Genomic DNA, 15,291 nt, shown 5'->3' on the forward strand with positions numbered 1-15,291 from the left:
CTCCCGGACCCATTAAACTGGTGACCTCGACATGTTTACCGCCGATATTCTCAACCAAATCTCCAATCATTCCCGTTGTTGCAACGATATTCAGCTTACCATTGCCTTTATCACTTTCAACCGTATCATTGCCACACCCCGTTAAAATCAGCAATGCAGCAATCACGCTCCAAATGGATTTCAGAAAGCCCATCCATACTCCCTCCCTTTTTCCTCTTTCTAAAATAGTTTGCCATGCGCAAAAATAAGTGTAAAAATTTTTACATTGTCGTAAATGCTAAAAAGTTTCCTCTATACAACTTATTTCATACTATACACAAATATACAAAAAAAGTGCAACTATTTTTTCAAACATTTCAAAAAGGACAATGAATTTCGCACACGTAAAAAACTGTCAGGAAGCTCCACTGGGGAGCTTCCTGACAGTCGGTCATGCCGTACATGAAACGAACTCTGAAGTTATATTTATATTGTGGGGTTCTAATGGTGAATATAAACTATGGGGGCTATTTCGAACATTGTGAAATTCACGGGTAATAGCGCTGATTTTACGAGTAAAGTGCCAAAATTCACGAGTAAACGCGGGATTTTACGCATTCCATGTGCATTGCCACTCATTTTTTCAAGGAAATTGCCAAGTACGCAAATCCCAATTCAATTCCGCAAAGCACAAAAAGGGTGATTAGGGTTTGAAACATCATGGTCTCCTCCTCCTCTAAGACTTAAAACAATCTTAAAGGATGAAACCCATACCAGAACAAGACCTTATTTGAAGAAATCTTCAGCAGCCCCACACTGTTCTCTTGCCCTGAAATGGGTTTCATACTGTACAATATAAAAAAAGAAAAAACGGTGATACCATGACAAATATTAAAGAAATAGCTCAATGTGCCGGTGTATCTGTCTCAACAGTGTCCCGTGTATTGAATGATCATCCATATGTAAGCCCAGATAAAAGAAAGAGCGTCTTGGAGGCCATCGATCGTTTGAATTATACGAGAAACATAAATGCCATTCATCTTTCAAAAGGTAAAACCAATCTTATCGGCATCATCATCCCCTTCAACAATCACCCATATTACGGGGCAATCGTTAACGGAATCACTAAACAGGCTAATGCAATTGGCTGTCATATCGTCATCTTTCAAACAAATTATGACAGAGAGAAGGAAATCGAGGCTTTTAATATGCTGCAAATGAAGCAGCTCGATGGCATTATCGTTTGTTCAAGGATTTCGGAAATGAAAATCCTTTTGGAATATCAAAAATACGGACCGATCATTTTATGTGAAGATACGGCCCAGGCTGAATTCTCATCCATCAGCATTGATCATTATGCAGCTTTCTCCTGTGCCCTTGAGTACGTGATTGCTAAAGGATATAAGAAAATCGGATACAGCCTCGGCCGTAAAAAGAGCAGAAATAGTTCCCATCGTACAAAGGCCTTTACCGATATCATGAGTAAACATCAACTGATAAACAATAAGGAATGGCTGTTTGAAGGCAGTTATCACATCAAAGACGGTGAACAATTGTTTCAGGAATGGAATTCGATGATGGATAAACCTGAAGCCATCATCATCACGAATGATGACACGGCGGCTGGCTTCATTCTTACCGCTAAGAAATCAGGTATAAGGGTCCCGGAGGATGTGGCCATTCTCGGTTTCAATAATGATAGCCTGGGTGAAATGCTCGACATCACGACCATTTCCCTGCCGTTGGAATGGATTGGGAAAATGGCGGTGGACCTATTTGAGAATCCTGAGCTGGTCAAACATGTAAAACTGGACTACGCCCTTATAAAAAGAAGGACCGTTTAATGATCTCCATGCTTTATTTTGGTATATCGCCATTTGAATTCTTCCTTGCCGCCATCATTCATTAACTAGGAAAAAATAACCACATAAAATAATCATTGCGATATTCATGAGATTATTTTATAATTTTGATATAGTAAAGTTTACTCAATTACTAGCAATCTATTAGCGATTGCATGAATTTCATGAGAACTATCGTCTGACGTCACTTACAAGCTGGCGCAACGATTTTAGAAAATTGAATACTTCCTCATTTACCGATGAGTTAGAGGCTGCAGCTTATAAAAGTAAAACGGACGAGATTCTGGAAAATTCAAGACTCCGTTTGAAAGGATAAATTGCCGAAGTAAGGGTATATTCCATGTATATTCTTGCTGGCGGTGTTACCGAACAGGAACACCACTGTCACGCTTTTTCAAAAAAGCGTGGGGAGCTATCTTCGGAAGGATAAACGGGTTTATTATAAACAGCCGTCGATCTTTTTCGACTGCTGTTTTTTATTTTTCGTTCCCTTCCAATAAAAAGGAGTGTAACATCAATTGTCAAATTCACAATCAGCATCAAGCCCTACTGAACTGAAAAGGAGCCTGAAAGCGCGTCATTTAATGATGATTTCATTAGGTGGAACGATTGGAACAGGTTTATTTTTAGCAAGTGGCGGTGCCATTCATTCAGCCGGTCCCGGCGGTGCCTTGGTGGCATACGCAGTCATCGGCATCATGGTTTATTACTTAATGACAAGTCTTGCAGAAATGGCAGCGTTCATGCCAGTGGCCGGTTCATTCCGTGTCTATGCATCCAAATTCGTCGATCCGTCTTTCGGTTTTGCGATTGGTTGGAACTACTGGTATAACTGGGCAATCACCATTGCCGCTGAATTGGCAGCCGTTGTCTTAATTATGAAGTTCTGGTTCCCGGATAGCCCTTCAATTATCTGGAGTGCCATTGCATTAATCACTATGTTTCTTATCAATTATATGTCAGTAAAAGGTTTCGGGGAGGCAGAATTCTGGTTTGCCATGATCAAAGTCGTGACAGTCGTCATTTTCTTGATCACGGGTGTCCTGATCATTCTCGGGATCATGGGTGGGAAAGACCCAATTGGATTTTCAAATTTCACAATGGGTGAAGGTCCCTTTAACGGTGGGTTCTTTACGATCCTGGGCGTATTCATGGCTGCCGGCTTTTCATTCCAAGGAACGGAATTGCTTGGAGTGACTGCTGGTGAAAGTGAGGATCCAGAAAAAAATATCCCAAAAGCGATCAGATCCGTTTTCTGGCGCATCATCTTATTCTATATCCTTGCCATTTTTGTAATTGGCATGATCATTCCGTTTACCGATTCACGATTATTGAGTGAAGATGTTGCCGTAAGTCCATTCACGCTTGTATTCGAACGGGCAGGCCTTGCATTTGCTGCATCCATCATGAACGCGATCATTCTATCATCCGTACTCTCTGCCGGTAACTCTGGCATGTACGCTTCAACCCGTATGCTATGGGACTTGGCACGTGATGGGAAAGCACCGAAATTCCTAGGCAAGTTAGATAAAAGAGGAGTACCCGTGAATGCACTTATCGTGACTTCTTTAGTAGGCTGCGTTGCATTCTTAGCTTCATTTTTCGGTGACGGCGTCGTTTATATCTGGTTATTGAACGCTTCAGGCATGGCAGGATTCGTCACCTGGGTCGGGATCGCGATTGCCCATTATCGGTTCCGCAAAGCTTACGCAGCTCAAGGCCTTGATATGAATGCTTTACCATTCCGGGCAAAAGGCTTCCCATTCGGGCCTATATTCGCACTTGTCCTTTGCCTTATCATTATCATCGGACAAGGCTATCAAGCTTTCAGCAGCAATGGGATCGACTGGAATTCAATGTTTGTTTCCTACATTGGCTTAGTTTTATTTTTCGCCCTATGGCTCGGCTATAAAATCAAGCATAAAACGAAAATCATTCCCCTGAAGGAATGTGACCTTAAATCAAAATAATGCGCAAAGGACCTGTTCTATGGAGAACAGGTCCTTTTTTCATTTCAAATGATAAACACGGCATTCATATGGACGCAGAGGTTTGCTGGAGATTCCTTCTTCTTCCTGATCATAATTGCCTATCAGCCTTGTGGCTGAATATGCATGCAGTTCTTCAGGCAAAGTATAGGAGGCCTCCTCTTCTTTAAAGTTACATAGCACCAGCAGCTTTTCTTCTTCAAACGATCTCGTGTAGGCAAATATTCGTTCATCATCCGGCCATAGCAGTTCAAAACGGCCATAAACGACGATTTCATGTTTCTTTCGTAATTGGATAAGTTTTTTATAAAAATGAAAAATGGAATTCGGATCATTATAGGCTTTTTCTGCATTAATCTCTGGAAAATTGGGATTAACCTTAATCCAAGGCGTCCCTTTCGTGAATCCTGCGTTCCGGGAGTCATTCCACTGAATCGGTGTCCTCGCATTATCCCTGCTTCGGGCGTGGATGGCTGACATCATCCTCTCTTTTGACCAGCCATGCGAATCGACGAGTTCTTCATATGAATTCAATGTTTCGATATCCCGGTAATCATCGATGCCCTCAAATGCAACATTGGTCATGCCCAGCTCTTCCCCTTGATATATATAGGGTGTCCCTTGAAGCATATGAAGGCAAGCTGCAAGCATCTTTGCGCTTTCAATCCGATACTTTCCATCATCACCAAACCTTGAGACAATCCGGGGCTGATCATGGTTGTTCCAGTATAAACTGTTCCAGCCATCCCCCTCCAAACCAGTCTGCCACTTGGAGAGAATTCGCTTTAAATCGGTAAGCTTCCACTTGTCATTACTCCATTTCCCTGCCGGCCCGCTCCCCAAATCCATATGTTCGAATTGAAAGACCATATGTAGCTCACCACGATCTTTACCTGTGAACAATTGCGCCTCCTCCGGTGTGACGCCTGGCATCTCCCCAACCGTGATCACGTCATGTCCAGAAAGTGCCCGTTGATTGATTTCCTGCAAAAACTCATGTATGCGCGGGCCGTTCAAGAAAAAGGGGCTTCCATCGCCATACTGTTTCCCATGATGAACGGATCCATCTGAATAGCTTTGATCTTTTGAAAGGAAATTGATGACATCCATCCGAAAGCCATCGACACCCTTATCCAGCCACCAAGTCATGATGCTATAGATCTCTTCACGGAGCTTAGGATTCTCCCAGTTTAAATCCGGTTGTTTCCTGCTGAATAAATGTAAATAATATTCATCGGTCCCTTCATCATATCCCCATGCTGAACCTTTAAAAATGGACTCCCAATTATTCGGTTCTTTTCCATTCTTTCCAGGTTTCCAAATATAATAATCTCGCTTCGGATTATCTTTTGAGGATCGGGATTCCTTGAACCACGGATGTTCATCAGAAGAATGGTTGATCACCAGGTCCATCATGATCTTCATTCCACGTTCATGAACCGCCTTCAACAACCTATCGAAATCAGCCATGGTCCCGAATTCAGTCATGATCGATTTATAATCACTGATATCGTACCCATTGTCATCATTGGGAGATTGATAAACAGGGGATAGCCATATCACGTTCACGCCCAGCTCTTGTAAATAATCGAGTTTCATCAAAATCCCGTTTATATCCCCTATCCCATCTCCATCACTATCCATAAAACTCCTTGGATACACTTGATACACAACTGCCTCTTTCCACCATGCTTTGTCCATGTCTTTCCCCCTCTTTGGCCGCATTGATATGATCATTACACCAATACCCCTATTATAAAGGGAAAAACTTCAGAATATTCTCCTTTTATTCAGCTATTCCCGTTTGAATCATTTCAATATCCAGATCTACCTCGATTGGAATATAAGGATATGCCTTCTCCCAATGTTCCTGATTGAAATTTCTTGTTTTACTTTTAGCATGATTACCGATTGCAATCGGATCGATATTGTTCTCCTGAAGCATGGTTACCATCTCATTTAATTTTTTTCCAATGACATGCTCGGCCCTGGCCTCTATTTTATTCAGGTCGACCGCTTTGCCCAAGTCATAGCCTTGGACCTCCAGCAGACTCGCTTTTAATTTCACTTCAATCCTGACCTTGGGGTCTTGATTTGCATCCGAAATATGATAATGGACACGTGACTCCACGTTATTGATATCTGTAAAAACATTTTCCTTCCACTTAATTTCATAACTCCCCATCTTAAAGTTTTCAGTAAGGACTTTAAATAAAAATCCGTCCTCATAAGGAATATATTTGCCAATATAACGATCCTTTTTAAACAAGGCGATCCCTTTTACCCGTATTTGATCCCCTGCCGTTTCCAATAAGGGCAAGACCGGGTCGATTCCTTTACCATGACATGCATATAAATACCTGTGAAGATCCACATTAGGCAAATTAGTCTTTATATTCTGTTCGATCAGCTCTTTCGCTTGAACCCCTGGAGTTTTAATCAACTTCGGCTCCATTTTAACTACATCCTCCGCTTTGCCATGAACGATCGCTAAATACAAGTTCCTTCCCACCATGGGGTCACGCCTATATGTATCGACATAATCATTCAATCCATTTCCTGCCAATTTTTCACCATAGAGAATGACCGTCAGTCTACCACCGACAATCGGGAATGGCGTTTTTGCATTTTTCTGCTGGCGGGTTGCCTTTATATCATGGGAGACCGCTTCATATACTTCTTTACCTAGATTTGCTTGCTCCCCATGCTGAGGCACGCTGACAACGACCGTAGCTTTGATTTTTTTGCTTTCGGCATCATCATAACCTACGACTTCAGCAATTAAAATATCTTCTAATATTTGTTTTTCCACGCCGCAGGACGTCATCAAGAAACCTGCCAATATTATCAAGATAAGTCGGATTTTCACGATTTATGCCCCCTGACTTTATAGACAATCGACTGCCATATGAATAAGAGAGGAAGATACAAATAAACGATATAAAAACCAATTTCCGAACTTATCGTGTTAAACTTATCGATTCTATAGCGGTTATCCATGAAAGTGCAGGAAACTAAAATGATCAGCAGAATGAAGATCAACATCTTTCTTTGCCTTAGTCCAAATACTCTTTTTGCTGCCCTGCTCGCTGCCCAAACCCCTATGCAAACATTCGGCAGCACCATGAACAGCCAAACGGAAATCCCTATGTATTCGAACCTTTCAATGAATGGAAGGTCAACAATTTTCCATAACGTCAAGGTTGCCCATATTACATCTTTCAGTTGATCTTGATGATAGTAGGCTAATGAAACGATGATGGATACTAAATATATCGCCATAGTAAACACTGCCCCTAAATGGGCCCACTTTTGAGATTTTTCGGGGTCTTTAATGAAAGGGTAATAAATAAGGAGTAATTCAAAACCAAGGTAATTCAGGGTCATTTTCTTACAGGCCTTCATGATTTCCAAAAAGGAATGATCAAGAAAAGGACCCAAATTTTCAAAGTGGGCGTACTTCAATGGGAAATAATTCAAAAGGAATAATGGCGATCCGATAATAAGCCCGATTATGCAAAAACCGGTGATGACCCTGAACCCTCCCTCCACAAAACTATAGACGAGAATAAGAATGATGGTTATTAGCATCAGGATATTGACACCAGGGAACATCCAAACCTGAATGACTTCTAAATAAGTCCTGATAAGAATGACGGAAATCATTATAAAGTAGAGGATGAATAAAACATTGAAAGCACTTCCGACCCATTTACCGAACAAATCCTTGTGGATGGCGACCAAATCAAGGGTTTGGGGACCCCTGCCTAAAAGCTTGAAACACATCCAAAGCAGAACATTTACGATCAACCCTGATATGAGTACAGATAACCATGCGTCTTGACCAGCCTCTTTCGCTATGACCCGTTCAAACCCCAATATCCCTACCCCAATCTGCATGCCGGGCATGAGGAAAAAAACAAAAAATGGAGATATTAGTTTAGTTTCATTTGGTTTGACTTCCATACCTTCTCACCGCTTTCTACACCTTATTCATCAATATCACTATGGGAGTTTCGCTCTTCCGTCTCCTTCCTTATCCTTAGTGGATTTTCCGTCCGCAGAAATTGCGGGCGTTTTTTCTGCTTTGAAAAAGGGAGACGAATGAGACTGTCTTTAAAGTCATGAATTCTTAATGGGTAAAGCGGGTCTAAATAAGGGCTGCCAAGCGAAGTCAATTTCAATAAATGGCTTAAAATGAATGCACTGCATAAAGCCATTCCAAACAAACCGTATAACTGGGCTGCAATTAGAAAAGGAAAGCGGATAAGGCGGATGGTATTACTGATTTGGTAAATCGGCACCGTAAATGAAGCCAAGGCAGCCAAGGCGACAAGCATCAGTAAGACATTACTGACAAATCCAGCTTCCACAGCGGCTGTACCGATGACTATACCGCCAACAATACCAATGGTGGAACCAACTTTAGCAGGCAGCCTGACCGCTGCTTCCCTCAGCAATTCAATTGTCCCTTCCAGCAAGATGGCTTCCAAGATCGGAGGAAACGGGATCACTCCCCTGGATGAAATTAAGATTGGCAGCAAATCCGTTGGAATCACTTGATAATGATAGGTTAAAACGGCAACATACAGAGGTGAAGATAAAACGGAAAACAGCACTGCGAAAAGCCGAATCAAACGGAATGAGGTGCCGAGATTCCAAATTTGAAAATAATCTTCAAATGATGAAAAGAACGAAATGATGGTGTTTGGACCAACTAATGCATGTGGAGATCCGTCCAGCATGATTCCGATTTTCCCTTCCGATAAAACACTGGCCAGATGATCAGGCCGCTCCGTATCAATCAGTTGCGGAAACATCGAATTTCGATTATCCGTGATCATCTGGCTTACAAACGAAATATCGACGATCGTATCATAATCTATATCATCTATCCTCTGTATGACTGTATTAACGATCTGTTGATTTACTACCCCATCTATGTAGAGTACCGCTAACCTTGTTTGCGAGATGCTGCCGACCCTTAATTCCTTGGACTGCAAATCAGGAGTGGGCAACCGGTTACGAATCAGATTCAAATTCGAATCAAGCGATTCAACAAATGCCTCCTTGGACCCAACGACCGTATACTCCGACTCTGGTGTGGAAATTTGCCTTTTCACACTATGAACACATGGAATCAACAAACACATTTCATCATCTTGCTTGTATTGAACCATGATTGTTCCTGCCAAAACCAACCTTTGAATGTCTTTTAGATCAGCCGTCAATTTCATATCTTCAATCGGAATATCACCTTTTAATTGCTTAAGATCCTTCTTTGGTTGATTCGACATGACAGCCAATACTTGTTCATGAAGCTGTTGTACACTAACCAGTGAATTGAAGTAGGAAATAGTGTAGCCATCATCATTCGGGAATTGGAAGGTAAGAAAATCATTAGATGCTTTAAACTTTTTAAGGAGTTCCTGAAAATCCTTGGAAGTAACCTGAAAGGATGCTGCATCCATTTTCCTCCCGCCCTTAAAAAACCTCACCATCCCACCCCCATTTCCATCTTAAAGTTTTTCGTTCATTCGATTATTGTAACCACCCTATTTAAAGTTAGTCATGATCCGCCGATATCTTTAAAATTGGAAAAGACCTATCCGGAATCCACCGGATAAGCCTTTACGTTTTAATTCTTTTACTGAATACCAATTACCTTGGACTTGGAAAAATGCGTGTTACTAGATCACGGAACTCATCAGCGAATCCTGCAACGGGTTTTCCATTCTGAATATCATTCGCATACCCTTTTATCCTTTGAACAAAGTCCGGGTTTGTCGACACATAGACTTGGTCCACGGATGGATCTGCTCCCCTTACTGCATCAGCAATCCTATCTTTAAGGTCATTTGAGATATCCTTATCCCCGCCGTCTTTCAATACTGCCCCTACATAGGCATTATTTTCAGTAACGATGACACTTGCGTTACTTACTTCCTTCAAGGCTTCGACCCGGTTTGAGATATCCTCGGAGACCCTCATATCGTTTATGCCATTATCATTGTTGTCATTATTATCATTAACGTTATCATTAACGTTATCATTAACGTTTTGCCTTGTGTCGCTTACATTCATCGGATTATCCAAATTATCTTGATGGGTACGATTCAGGCCAAGATTTTCACTGGCACCTTCTTTATTATTAGCTGAACAACCTGTAATCACTAAAGCCATCATCACACTTGATACTAACGCTTTATAATTCATGATCTTCACTCCTCTAAATCGTTTAACATTACTATTTACGAGGAGAGGATGGATTATTCAGAAGAAGTGATTTTCAAGCCGATAATCCCAACCAAAATAAAACCGACGAATACCAAACGCATCGCATCCTTAGGCTCGTTAAAAACGATAATGCCAACCAGAACAGCCCCAAGAGCCCCTATTCCGGTCCAAATTGCATACGCTGTTCCCATAGGCAGGGTTTTTATCGCCGATGATAAAAAATAAAAACTAATGACCATACCGGCAATCGTTATGATAGAAGGCAATAATTTCGTAAAACCCTCAGTATACTTTAAACTTGTCGCCCATACCACTTCAAATAATCCGGCAATCACCAATTGAAGCCAAGCCATCTTTTTTCCCTCCAATTACAGAAAAAGCCCGAAAGGTCATAATTCATAACCTCCCGGGCTTTTTTCCCTCCGTGTACGCAGATTCCTGCGCGTTTCTCTTGGACCATTCCGGTAAAATTCAACCGAGGAACCCTAGAAACTCATTATTTCCATACTATATCATGTACATTTCAAATCGGTCAAACACTTATGCATCGCTTCTGTTTCTTAGCTTCCACTTGTCACCTTTTATTGAAAACCAAATATTTTTAAATGGTTCAGGTATTTCTTTAGCCGCATCAACCGTATATTGTACGGCCTCTTTTTTATATTGAACATCTTCAGTGATTTCTTGCTGTGTCATGGCGAGTTGGTCCGTCTCCGATTTAATTTGGTCCGTTTTGGCCTGGATACGCGTAACGGTTTCAGTCACATTTTCAATTGTCGGTTTGGAATCCTTAAATGTTTTAAAAGCAAAAAACGCTAAATAGATAATCGAGCCGATAAAGAGGGCAAGACTAATATATACAATGATCACCTAGATTCCTCCTTTTATTTTACCTTTACTATACCCGTAATAATTGGGCAGAAAACGAATCCCCATGTATTTTCTTTTATGCCTGGTCATATTATTGATAGAAAAAGGAGGAATGAAAATGAATCAAATGCCTCTGCTTAAAGCCTGTTTTAAAGCTGGAATACACTACATTAGACATCTGACCATACAGCAGGCTGCCACTATTGCAGGAATCATTTTTTTAATCATTCATCCAGAAGTTTTCAGCCCCCTTTGGCTTACATTGGCAACCTCAGTCCTTGTATTGATCCTGCTTTGAAGAATATTAGTGACCTCCCGCACACTGGTTGAGTTATCTATTTCTTCGCTAACATCCCCAATCAGGAGAACACGAAGGATATGCAACTACATTCCTCTCTTGATCTTAGAAGAACGTTCCTGCACGAATCAAGCTGCCATGGAGATTCGAAAAATAGAACTGCTTCTATTCATACTATCATATGGAAGTATATACAGTGGAAAACACTATTTCCGCTCTTCTGAAATTACGGCATTGAATTAAAAATCTGCACACTTAAATTCAAACTCTTCATAATCATGGACTTTAAGTTTAATCAATCGATTGATTAAAAAGGAATTTGGCTTGAACCCTCTTGTGACATCAGCACTTCCCTCCCCTTTATCCATTGAATACACTACATTCACCATTTTATCAAATGGAAAACTATTAGAAAATTAGAAAATTTGTGTATAATTAGGTTATATTCATTAACTCTTAAGGAGGAATCATAGTCATGGATACTCTCATTCAACAGTTCAGGAATTTGCCCACCACGGCGATTTCCGATGCAATGGAAGGGCTGAGCAATCTGGAATCAGCGATTAAACCCTTAAAGGAAGAATTTCATATGGCCGGACGAGCTTTGACTGTACAGATGCCCGTCGGTGATAATTCAGCCGTGTTAAAAGCAATCGGCCAAGCGAGGCCTGGGGATATAATTGTCGTTGACAGCAAAGGTGATACATACCGGGCTATAGCAGGAGACTTCGTAGTCGGCATGATGCAGACCATGGAAATTGGCGGCCTCGTAGTAGATGGAGTCATTCGCGATCTTGAAGCCATTAAAGAGTTGAATTTTCCTGTTTTCAGCAAAGGGACGACGGTTGCCTCAAGCGGCAAAGCAGGTGTAGGCGAAATCAATATCCCCATTTCCTGTGGGGGTGTCACCGTATTTCCAGGGGACCTTATCATAGGGGACATAGATGGAGTCGTGGTCGTGCCACAAGCCATGGGTGAAGAAATCCTTACCAAAGCAAAGGATAAAATCATGAAAGATGAACAGCGTGCTGAAAAATATGCAGGGAAGCCTGATGAAATAAGAAAGTATATTGCCATGATGACCAATAAAGCATGATCTGACGCATAAAAGAACAGGCAGGAAGCGATGGCTTCCTGCCTGTTCTTTTCATTAGCCTTATTTCTCGGTCTTGTCGTCTTCCTTTGAACCTTCTTCATCATATGTGTAATCATAATCATTAGGATTTATCGGTTTGAACTCATTTGGAGTATAGAAACGGAGTAAGTCACCGTTCACTACTTGGTCGGATAAATTGAGCATCGTTTCAGCTCTCTTTTTATAATTGAGGATATCATCATTTTCCTCGACCAATTCCCCTGTTTTAGTATCGTAGTATTTACCTTTAATGGAAGTGACATCAGGTGTAACAAAATCACCATTCCTGAAAGGTACCACTTCATTATGATCTTTTGACAATAAATCCGAACCGAATTGTACATAATCTTTAGATTCGATTCCTAACAGATGCAATAGAGTCGGGAGAAGGTCGATTTGTCCTCCGTATTGGTGCATTTCCCCGCCTTCAACACCCGGAACATGAATCAATAATGGTACACGTTGCAATTGGGCATTCTCAAATGCGCCAACATCCTTGCCAAGCACTTTTGACATGGCTTCTTTATGGTTTTCGGAAATACCATAGTGATCACCATACATAACGATTACCGAGTTATCATATAGACCGGATTCCTTCAGATAATCGAAAAACTCTTTAAGCGCCTCATCGGCATAGCGTGCAGTCTGGAAGTAATTATCTACGGAAGCATCGCCTGTCGTATGCTTACCGATTGTTGCTTTTTCCTGGTCCATCGAATATGGGAAATGATGAGATACCGTTATGAATTTTGTATAGAAAGGCTGTTTAAGCGTTTCTAACATTGGAATCGATTCCTTGAAGAAAGGCTTATCCATTAATCCATAACTTAGTACTTCCTCTTTATTTTCCATATTATAATGGTTTGCATCGAAGAACTGATTAAAACCAAGAGACTTATACATATTATCCCGGTTCCAGAAAGATTTATAATTACCATGGAACACAGCCGATGTGTATCCTTGTTGTCCTAAAATCGCTGGTGCTGCTTGATACGTATTTTGGGAACGGTTTGTGAATGCTGCCCCCTGTGGTAAACCGAACAGGGAGTTTTCAAGCATGAATTCAGCATCCGCCGTTTTACCTTGGCCCACTTGATGGAAGAAATTATCAAAGCGCATGAAATCTGACTTATCATGTGCAAGTGAGTTCAAGAATGGAGTTACTTCCTCCCCATTCAACTTATAATCGATCAGGAAATTCTGCATCGATTCCAAATGCAGGTAGATAACATTCTTACCTTTGGCTGCACCAAAATATTTAGGGTTCGGTTCAGCGCTTGTTGCCTTCGTATAGTTGACGACTTCTGCGATATCCGTGCTGTTTGCAGTCGCACGCTGAGCGTATGTTTTAGTATTCTGAACGGCATCATAAACCGTATAGTTGAACATGCCCAAATATTTGACGATATAGTTCCGGTCGAATGTTCTTGATAGTAATTGCGGGCGATCCTTTTCAGCAAGTCCCAAATTGATTGCGAAAATTGCAAGTCCCGCTAGGTAAACCATTCCAACTGTACGGCGTTTGACTTTGAAGTCTTCCACTTTAAAGTCTTTGAATCTGTACAACACGATCAAAAGAACCGTATCAAGGAAATAAAGTACATCATGGGGTTTAAATAATTCTAAAATACTCGGCCCCAAATCCCCTGCATTATTTTGCACTTGCGTCAAGGTTGGCAATGTAATGAAATCGGTAAATGAACGGTAGTATACAATATTGCAGAATAGCCATAAGGACATCAATAGGTTCAACCTGATGATCCATTTAAACGATTTCTTGCCTCTAGCCAATAGTGCCAAGCCAAAGAATAAAATGGCTGAACTAATTGGGTTTATGAACAGTAAGAACTGCTGCAGGCCATTTTCAATACCTAAGTTAAATTCAACTCGATATCCAATATAAGTTTTTATCCAAAACAAGACTACCGCAATAAAGAAAAAGCCTAGTATGTTATCTGCAAATAAATGCCGGCTTTTTTTTAGAAAATTATTCATGCTTTCACCTCTATTAATCTAGTGGTTTATTTATATAAATTTTTACAAACTTACAAAAGACGGAAAATCGGAAACCCTATAATAGCATTCTTTCACTTGGATAGTCAAGATTGTGATAACCACCTTTTGTCACATCCATTACTCTTCTATCCAGAACACTTCTTTAGCTTATGAACAAGCCTTTGAAAAAATAACAGAGTTTCGCCCGTCTCGAATGTTCAGCGCACCTATAACAAATATAAAGGAACTCCATGTCTTAATCCAATAAATATCACCGTAACTTTTTGTGATGAATGCGGATGACAGTCGCTAAATAGTTTCACGTCCTTCAGGCTTTTACCATTATAAACGACTCTTTATAAAAAAACCAGTACATTACAAAATATGTAAAGATATAAATCTTCAATTGTTTAAAGCCATGGATAGATCCAGGATTTCTTTCCCGATGATTCGACAGTTAAAAATGGATGGCCGGTTACATGGATGCATCTCTCCTCCGCACTTTTGATACCCCATCCAAAATCCACTCCTTCAAAAGTTTGACTAGTTTATTATTGGGTCCTGCACCCTTTGAATTCCATAAAGCAACAATATAGTTTCGCGTAATATCGACATTATTCCCCTTCGGCATATTTAATTAGCTTTTTCAAATAATTTTTCCTGAAAGTGATGATCATATTGTGTTTATATTTTTACTTTCCAGGATAATTTATCATCCACAAAAGATTCAATTTACCAAATTTCACTTAATTTACTATTTTAAAACCCCTCCTGGAAACAGAAAGGATGCAAATGACATTATAATAGGAAGAAACTGAATTTTCCCATATCGGCTGGAGGGTTATTTTCTTTCGATAGCAGCCCATATGACCATAGCCAGCGGTAAGAGGCTTGAATATAGGTCTTGTCTTTTCCATTCCCTTAATG

The 15,291-nt window shown here is 40.7% G+C and carries 13 protein-coding genes and 2 riboswitches; of the genes, 4 read left to right on the top strand and 9 right to left on the bottom strand.

Translation table 11 applies throughout. From position 1 onward, the window contains the following. A partial coding sequence (locus ACFVSH_RS00005) for a metal ABC transporter solute-binding protein, Zn/Mn family (RefSeq protein WP_483878297.1) occupies nucleotides 1-193 on the bottom strand: 193 nt, incomplete at its 3' end. Nucleotides 194-860: 667 nt separating this feature from the next. On the opposite strand from ACFVSH_RS00005, the gene ACFVSH_RS00010 reads away from it, so the two are divergent. Both ACFVSH_RS00010 and ACFVSH_RS00015 read left to right on the top strand, forming a co-directional pair. Continuing rightward, nucleotides 861-1,823: a LacI family DNA-binding transcriptional regulator gene (locus tag ACFVSH_RS00010; protein ID WP_387604067.1), complete on the top strand. Its 963-nt coding sequence runs from the start codon at nucleotides 861-863 to the stop codon at nucleotides 1,821-1,823. A 255-nt stretch (nucleotides 1,824-2,078) separates the two neighbouring features. Beyond that, nucleotides 2,079-2,264: riboswitch (Lysine riboswitch) on the top strand. A gap of 95 nt (nucleotides 2,265-2,359) precedes the next feature. Beyond that, nucleotides 2,360-3,811 (top strand): amino acid permease, encoded by a 1,452-nt coding sequence (locus ACFVSH_RS00015; protein WP_387704262.1) that lies wholly within the window; start codon nucleotides 2,360-2,362, stop codon nucleotides 3,809-3,811. Nucleotides 3,812-3,850: 39 nt separating this feature from the next. Here the strand turns inward: ACFVSH_RS00015 and ACFVSH_RS00020 are convergent, their stop codons facing one another. The 7 genes from ACFVSH_RS00020 to ACFVSH_RS00050 all read right to left on the bottom strand — a co-directional run bounded on the left by ACFVSH_RS00020 (nucleotide 3,851) and on the right by ACFVSH_RS00050 (nucleotide 10,936). Continuing rightward, a complete protein-coding gene (locus ACFVSH_RS00020) occupies nucleotides 3,851-5,530 on the bottom strand; it encodes a glycoside hydrolase family 13 protein (RefSeq protein ID WP_387704264.1) in 1,680 nt (559 codons plus the stop codon). Between the two features lie 85 nt (nucleotides 5,531-5,615). Continuing rightward, nucleotides 5,616-6,698 carry a Ger(x)C family spore germination protein gene (locus ACFVSH_RS00025; protein WP_387704266.1) on the bottom strand — a complete coding sequence of 361 codons (1,083 nt, stop codon included), beginning with the start codon at nucleotides 6,696-6,698 and terminating at the stop codon, nucleotides 5,616-5,618. Beyond that, the gene (locus tag ACFVSH_RS00030) at nucleotides 6,695-7,795 is read right to left on the bottom strand and encodes a GerAB/ArcD/ProY family transporter (RefSeq protein WP_387604075.1); all 1,101 of its coding nucleotides are present in this window, start codon (nucleotides 7,793-7,795) and stop codon (nucleotides 6,695-6,697) included. The genes ACFVSH_RS00025 and ACFVSH_RS00030 overlap by 4 nt, the downstream gene beginning before the upstream one ends. Before the next feature lie 23 nt (nucleotides 7,796-7,818). Then, nucleotides 7,819-9,330, bottom strand: a complete 1,512-nt coding sequence (locus tag ACFVSH_RS00035; protein WP_387604077.1) for a spore germination protein — start codon at nucleotides 9,328-9,330, stop codon at nucleotides 7,819-7,821. A 160-nt stretch (nucleotides 9,331-9,490) separates the two neighbouring features. Then, the gene (locus ACFVSH_RS00040; protein WP_387704268.1) at nucleotides 9,491-10,045 is read right to left on the bottom strand and encodes a YhcN/YlaJ family sporulation lipoprotein; all 555 of its coding nucleotides are present in this window, start codon (nucleotides 10,043-10,045) and stop codon (nucleotides 9,491-9,493) included. Between the two features lie 53 nt (nucleotides 10,046-10,098). Continuing rightward, a complete protein-coding gene (sugE, locus tag ACFVSH_RS00045) occupies nucleotides 10,099-10,419 on the bottom strand; it encodes a quaternary ammonium compound efflux SMR transporter SugE (RefSeq protein ID WP_260286250.1) in 321 nt (106 codons plus the stop codon). A gap of 48 nt (nucleotides 10,420-10,467) precedes the next feature. After that, a riboswitch (guanidine-I (ykkC/yxkD leader) is annotated at nucleotides 10,468-10,566 on the bottom strand. Between the two features lie 40 nt (nucleotides 10,567-10,606). Further along, nucleotides 10,607-10,936, bottom strand: coding sequence for a DUF948 domain-containing protein (locus ACFVSH_RS00050; RefSeq protein ID WP_098371506.1), 330 nt, complete (start codon nucleotides 10,934-10,936; stop codon nucleotides 10,607-10,609). 118 nt (nucleotides 10,937-11,054) lie between these two features. Here ACFVSH_RS00050 and ACFVSH_RS00055 point away from each other — a divergent pair, with 118 nt between their 5' ends. Both ACFVSH_RS00055 and ACFVSH_RS00060 read left to right on the top strand, forming a co-directional pair. After that, nucleotides 11,055-11,234 carry a hypothetical protein gene (locus ACFVSH_RS00055; RefSeq protein ID WP_387604082.1) on the top strand — a complete coding sequence of 60 codons (180 nt, stop codon included), beginning with the start codon at nucleotides 11,055-11,057 and terminating at the stop codon, nucleotides 11,232-11,234. A gap of 475 nt (nucleotides 11,235-11,709) precedes the next feature. Beyond that, nucleotides 11,710-12,330 (top strand): RraA family protein, encoded by a 621-nt coding sequence (locus ACFVSH_RS00060; RefSeq protein WP_387604084.1) that lies wholly within the window; start codon nucleotides 11,710-11,712, stop codon nucleotides 12,328-12,330. A 60-nt stretch (nucleotides 12,331-12,390) separates the two neighbouring features. Here ACFVSH_RS00060 and ltaS read toward each other — a convergent pair whose 3' ends face one another. Continuing rightward, nucleotides 12,391-14,364 (bottom strand): lipoteichoic acid synthase, encoded by a 1,974-nt coding sequence (ltaS, locus tag ACFVSH_RS00065; RefSeq protein WP_387704270.1) that lies wholly within the window; start codon nucleotides 14,362-14,364, stop codon nucleotides 12,391-12,393. Nucleotides 14,365-15,291 lie beyond the last annotated feature (927 nt).

Origin of the sequence: Peribacillus sp. NPDC058002, from assembly GCF_042886655.1 — a bacterium.
GTDB lineage: Bacteria > Bacillota > Bacilli > Bacillales > DSM-1321 > Peribacillus > Peribacillus aracenensis.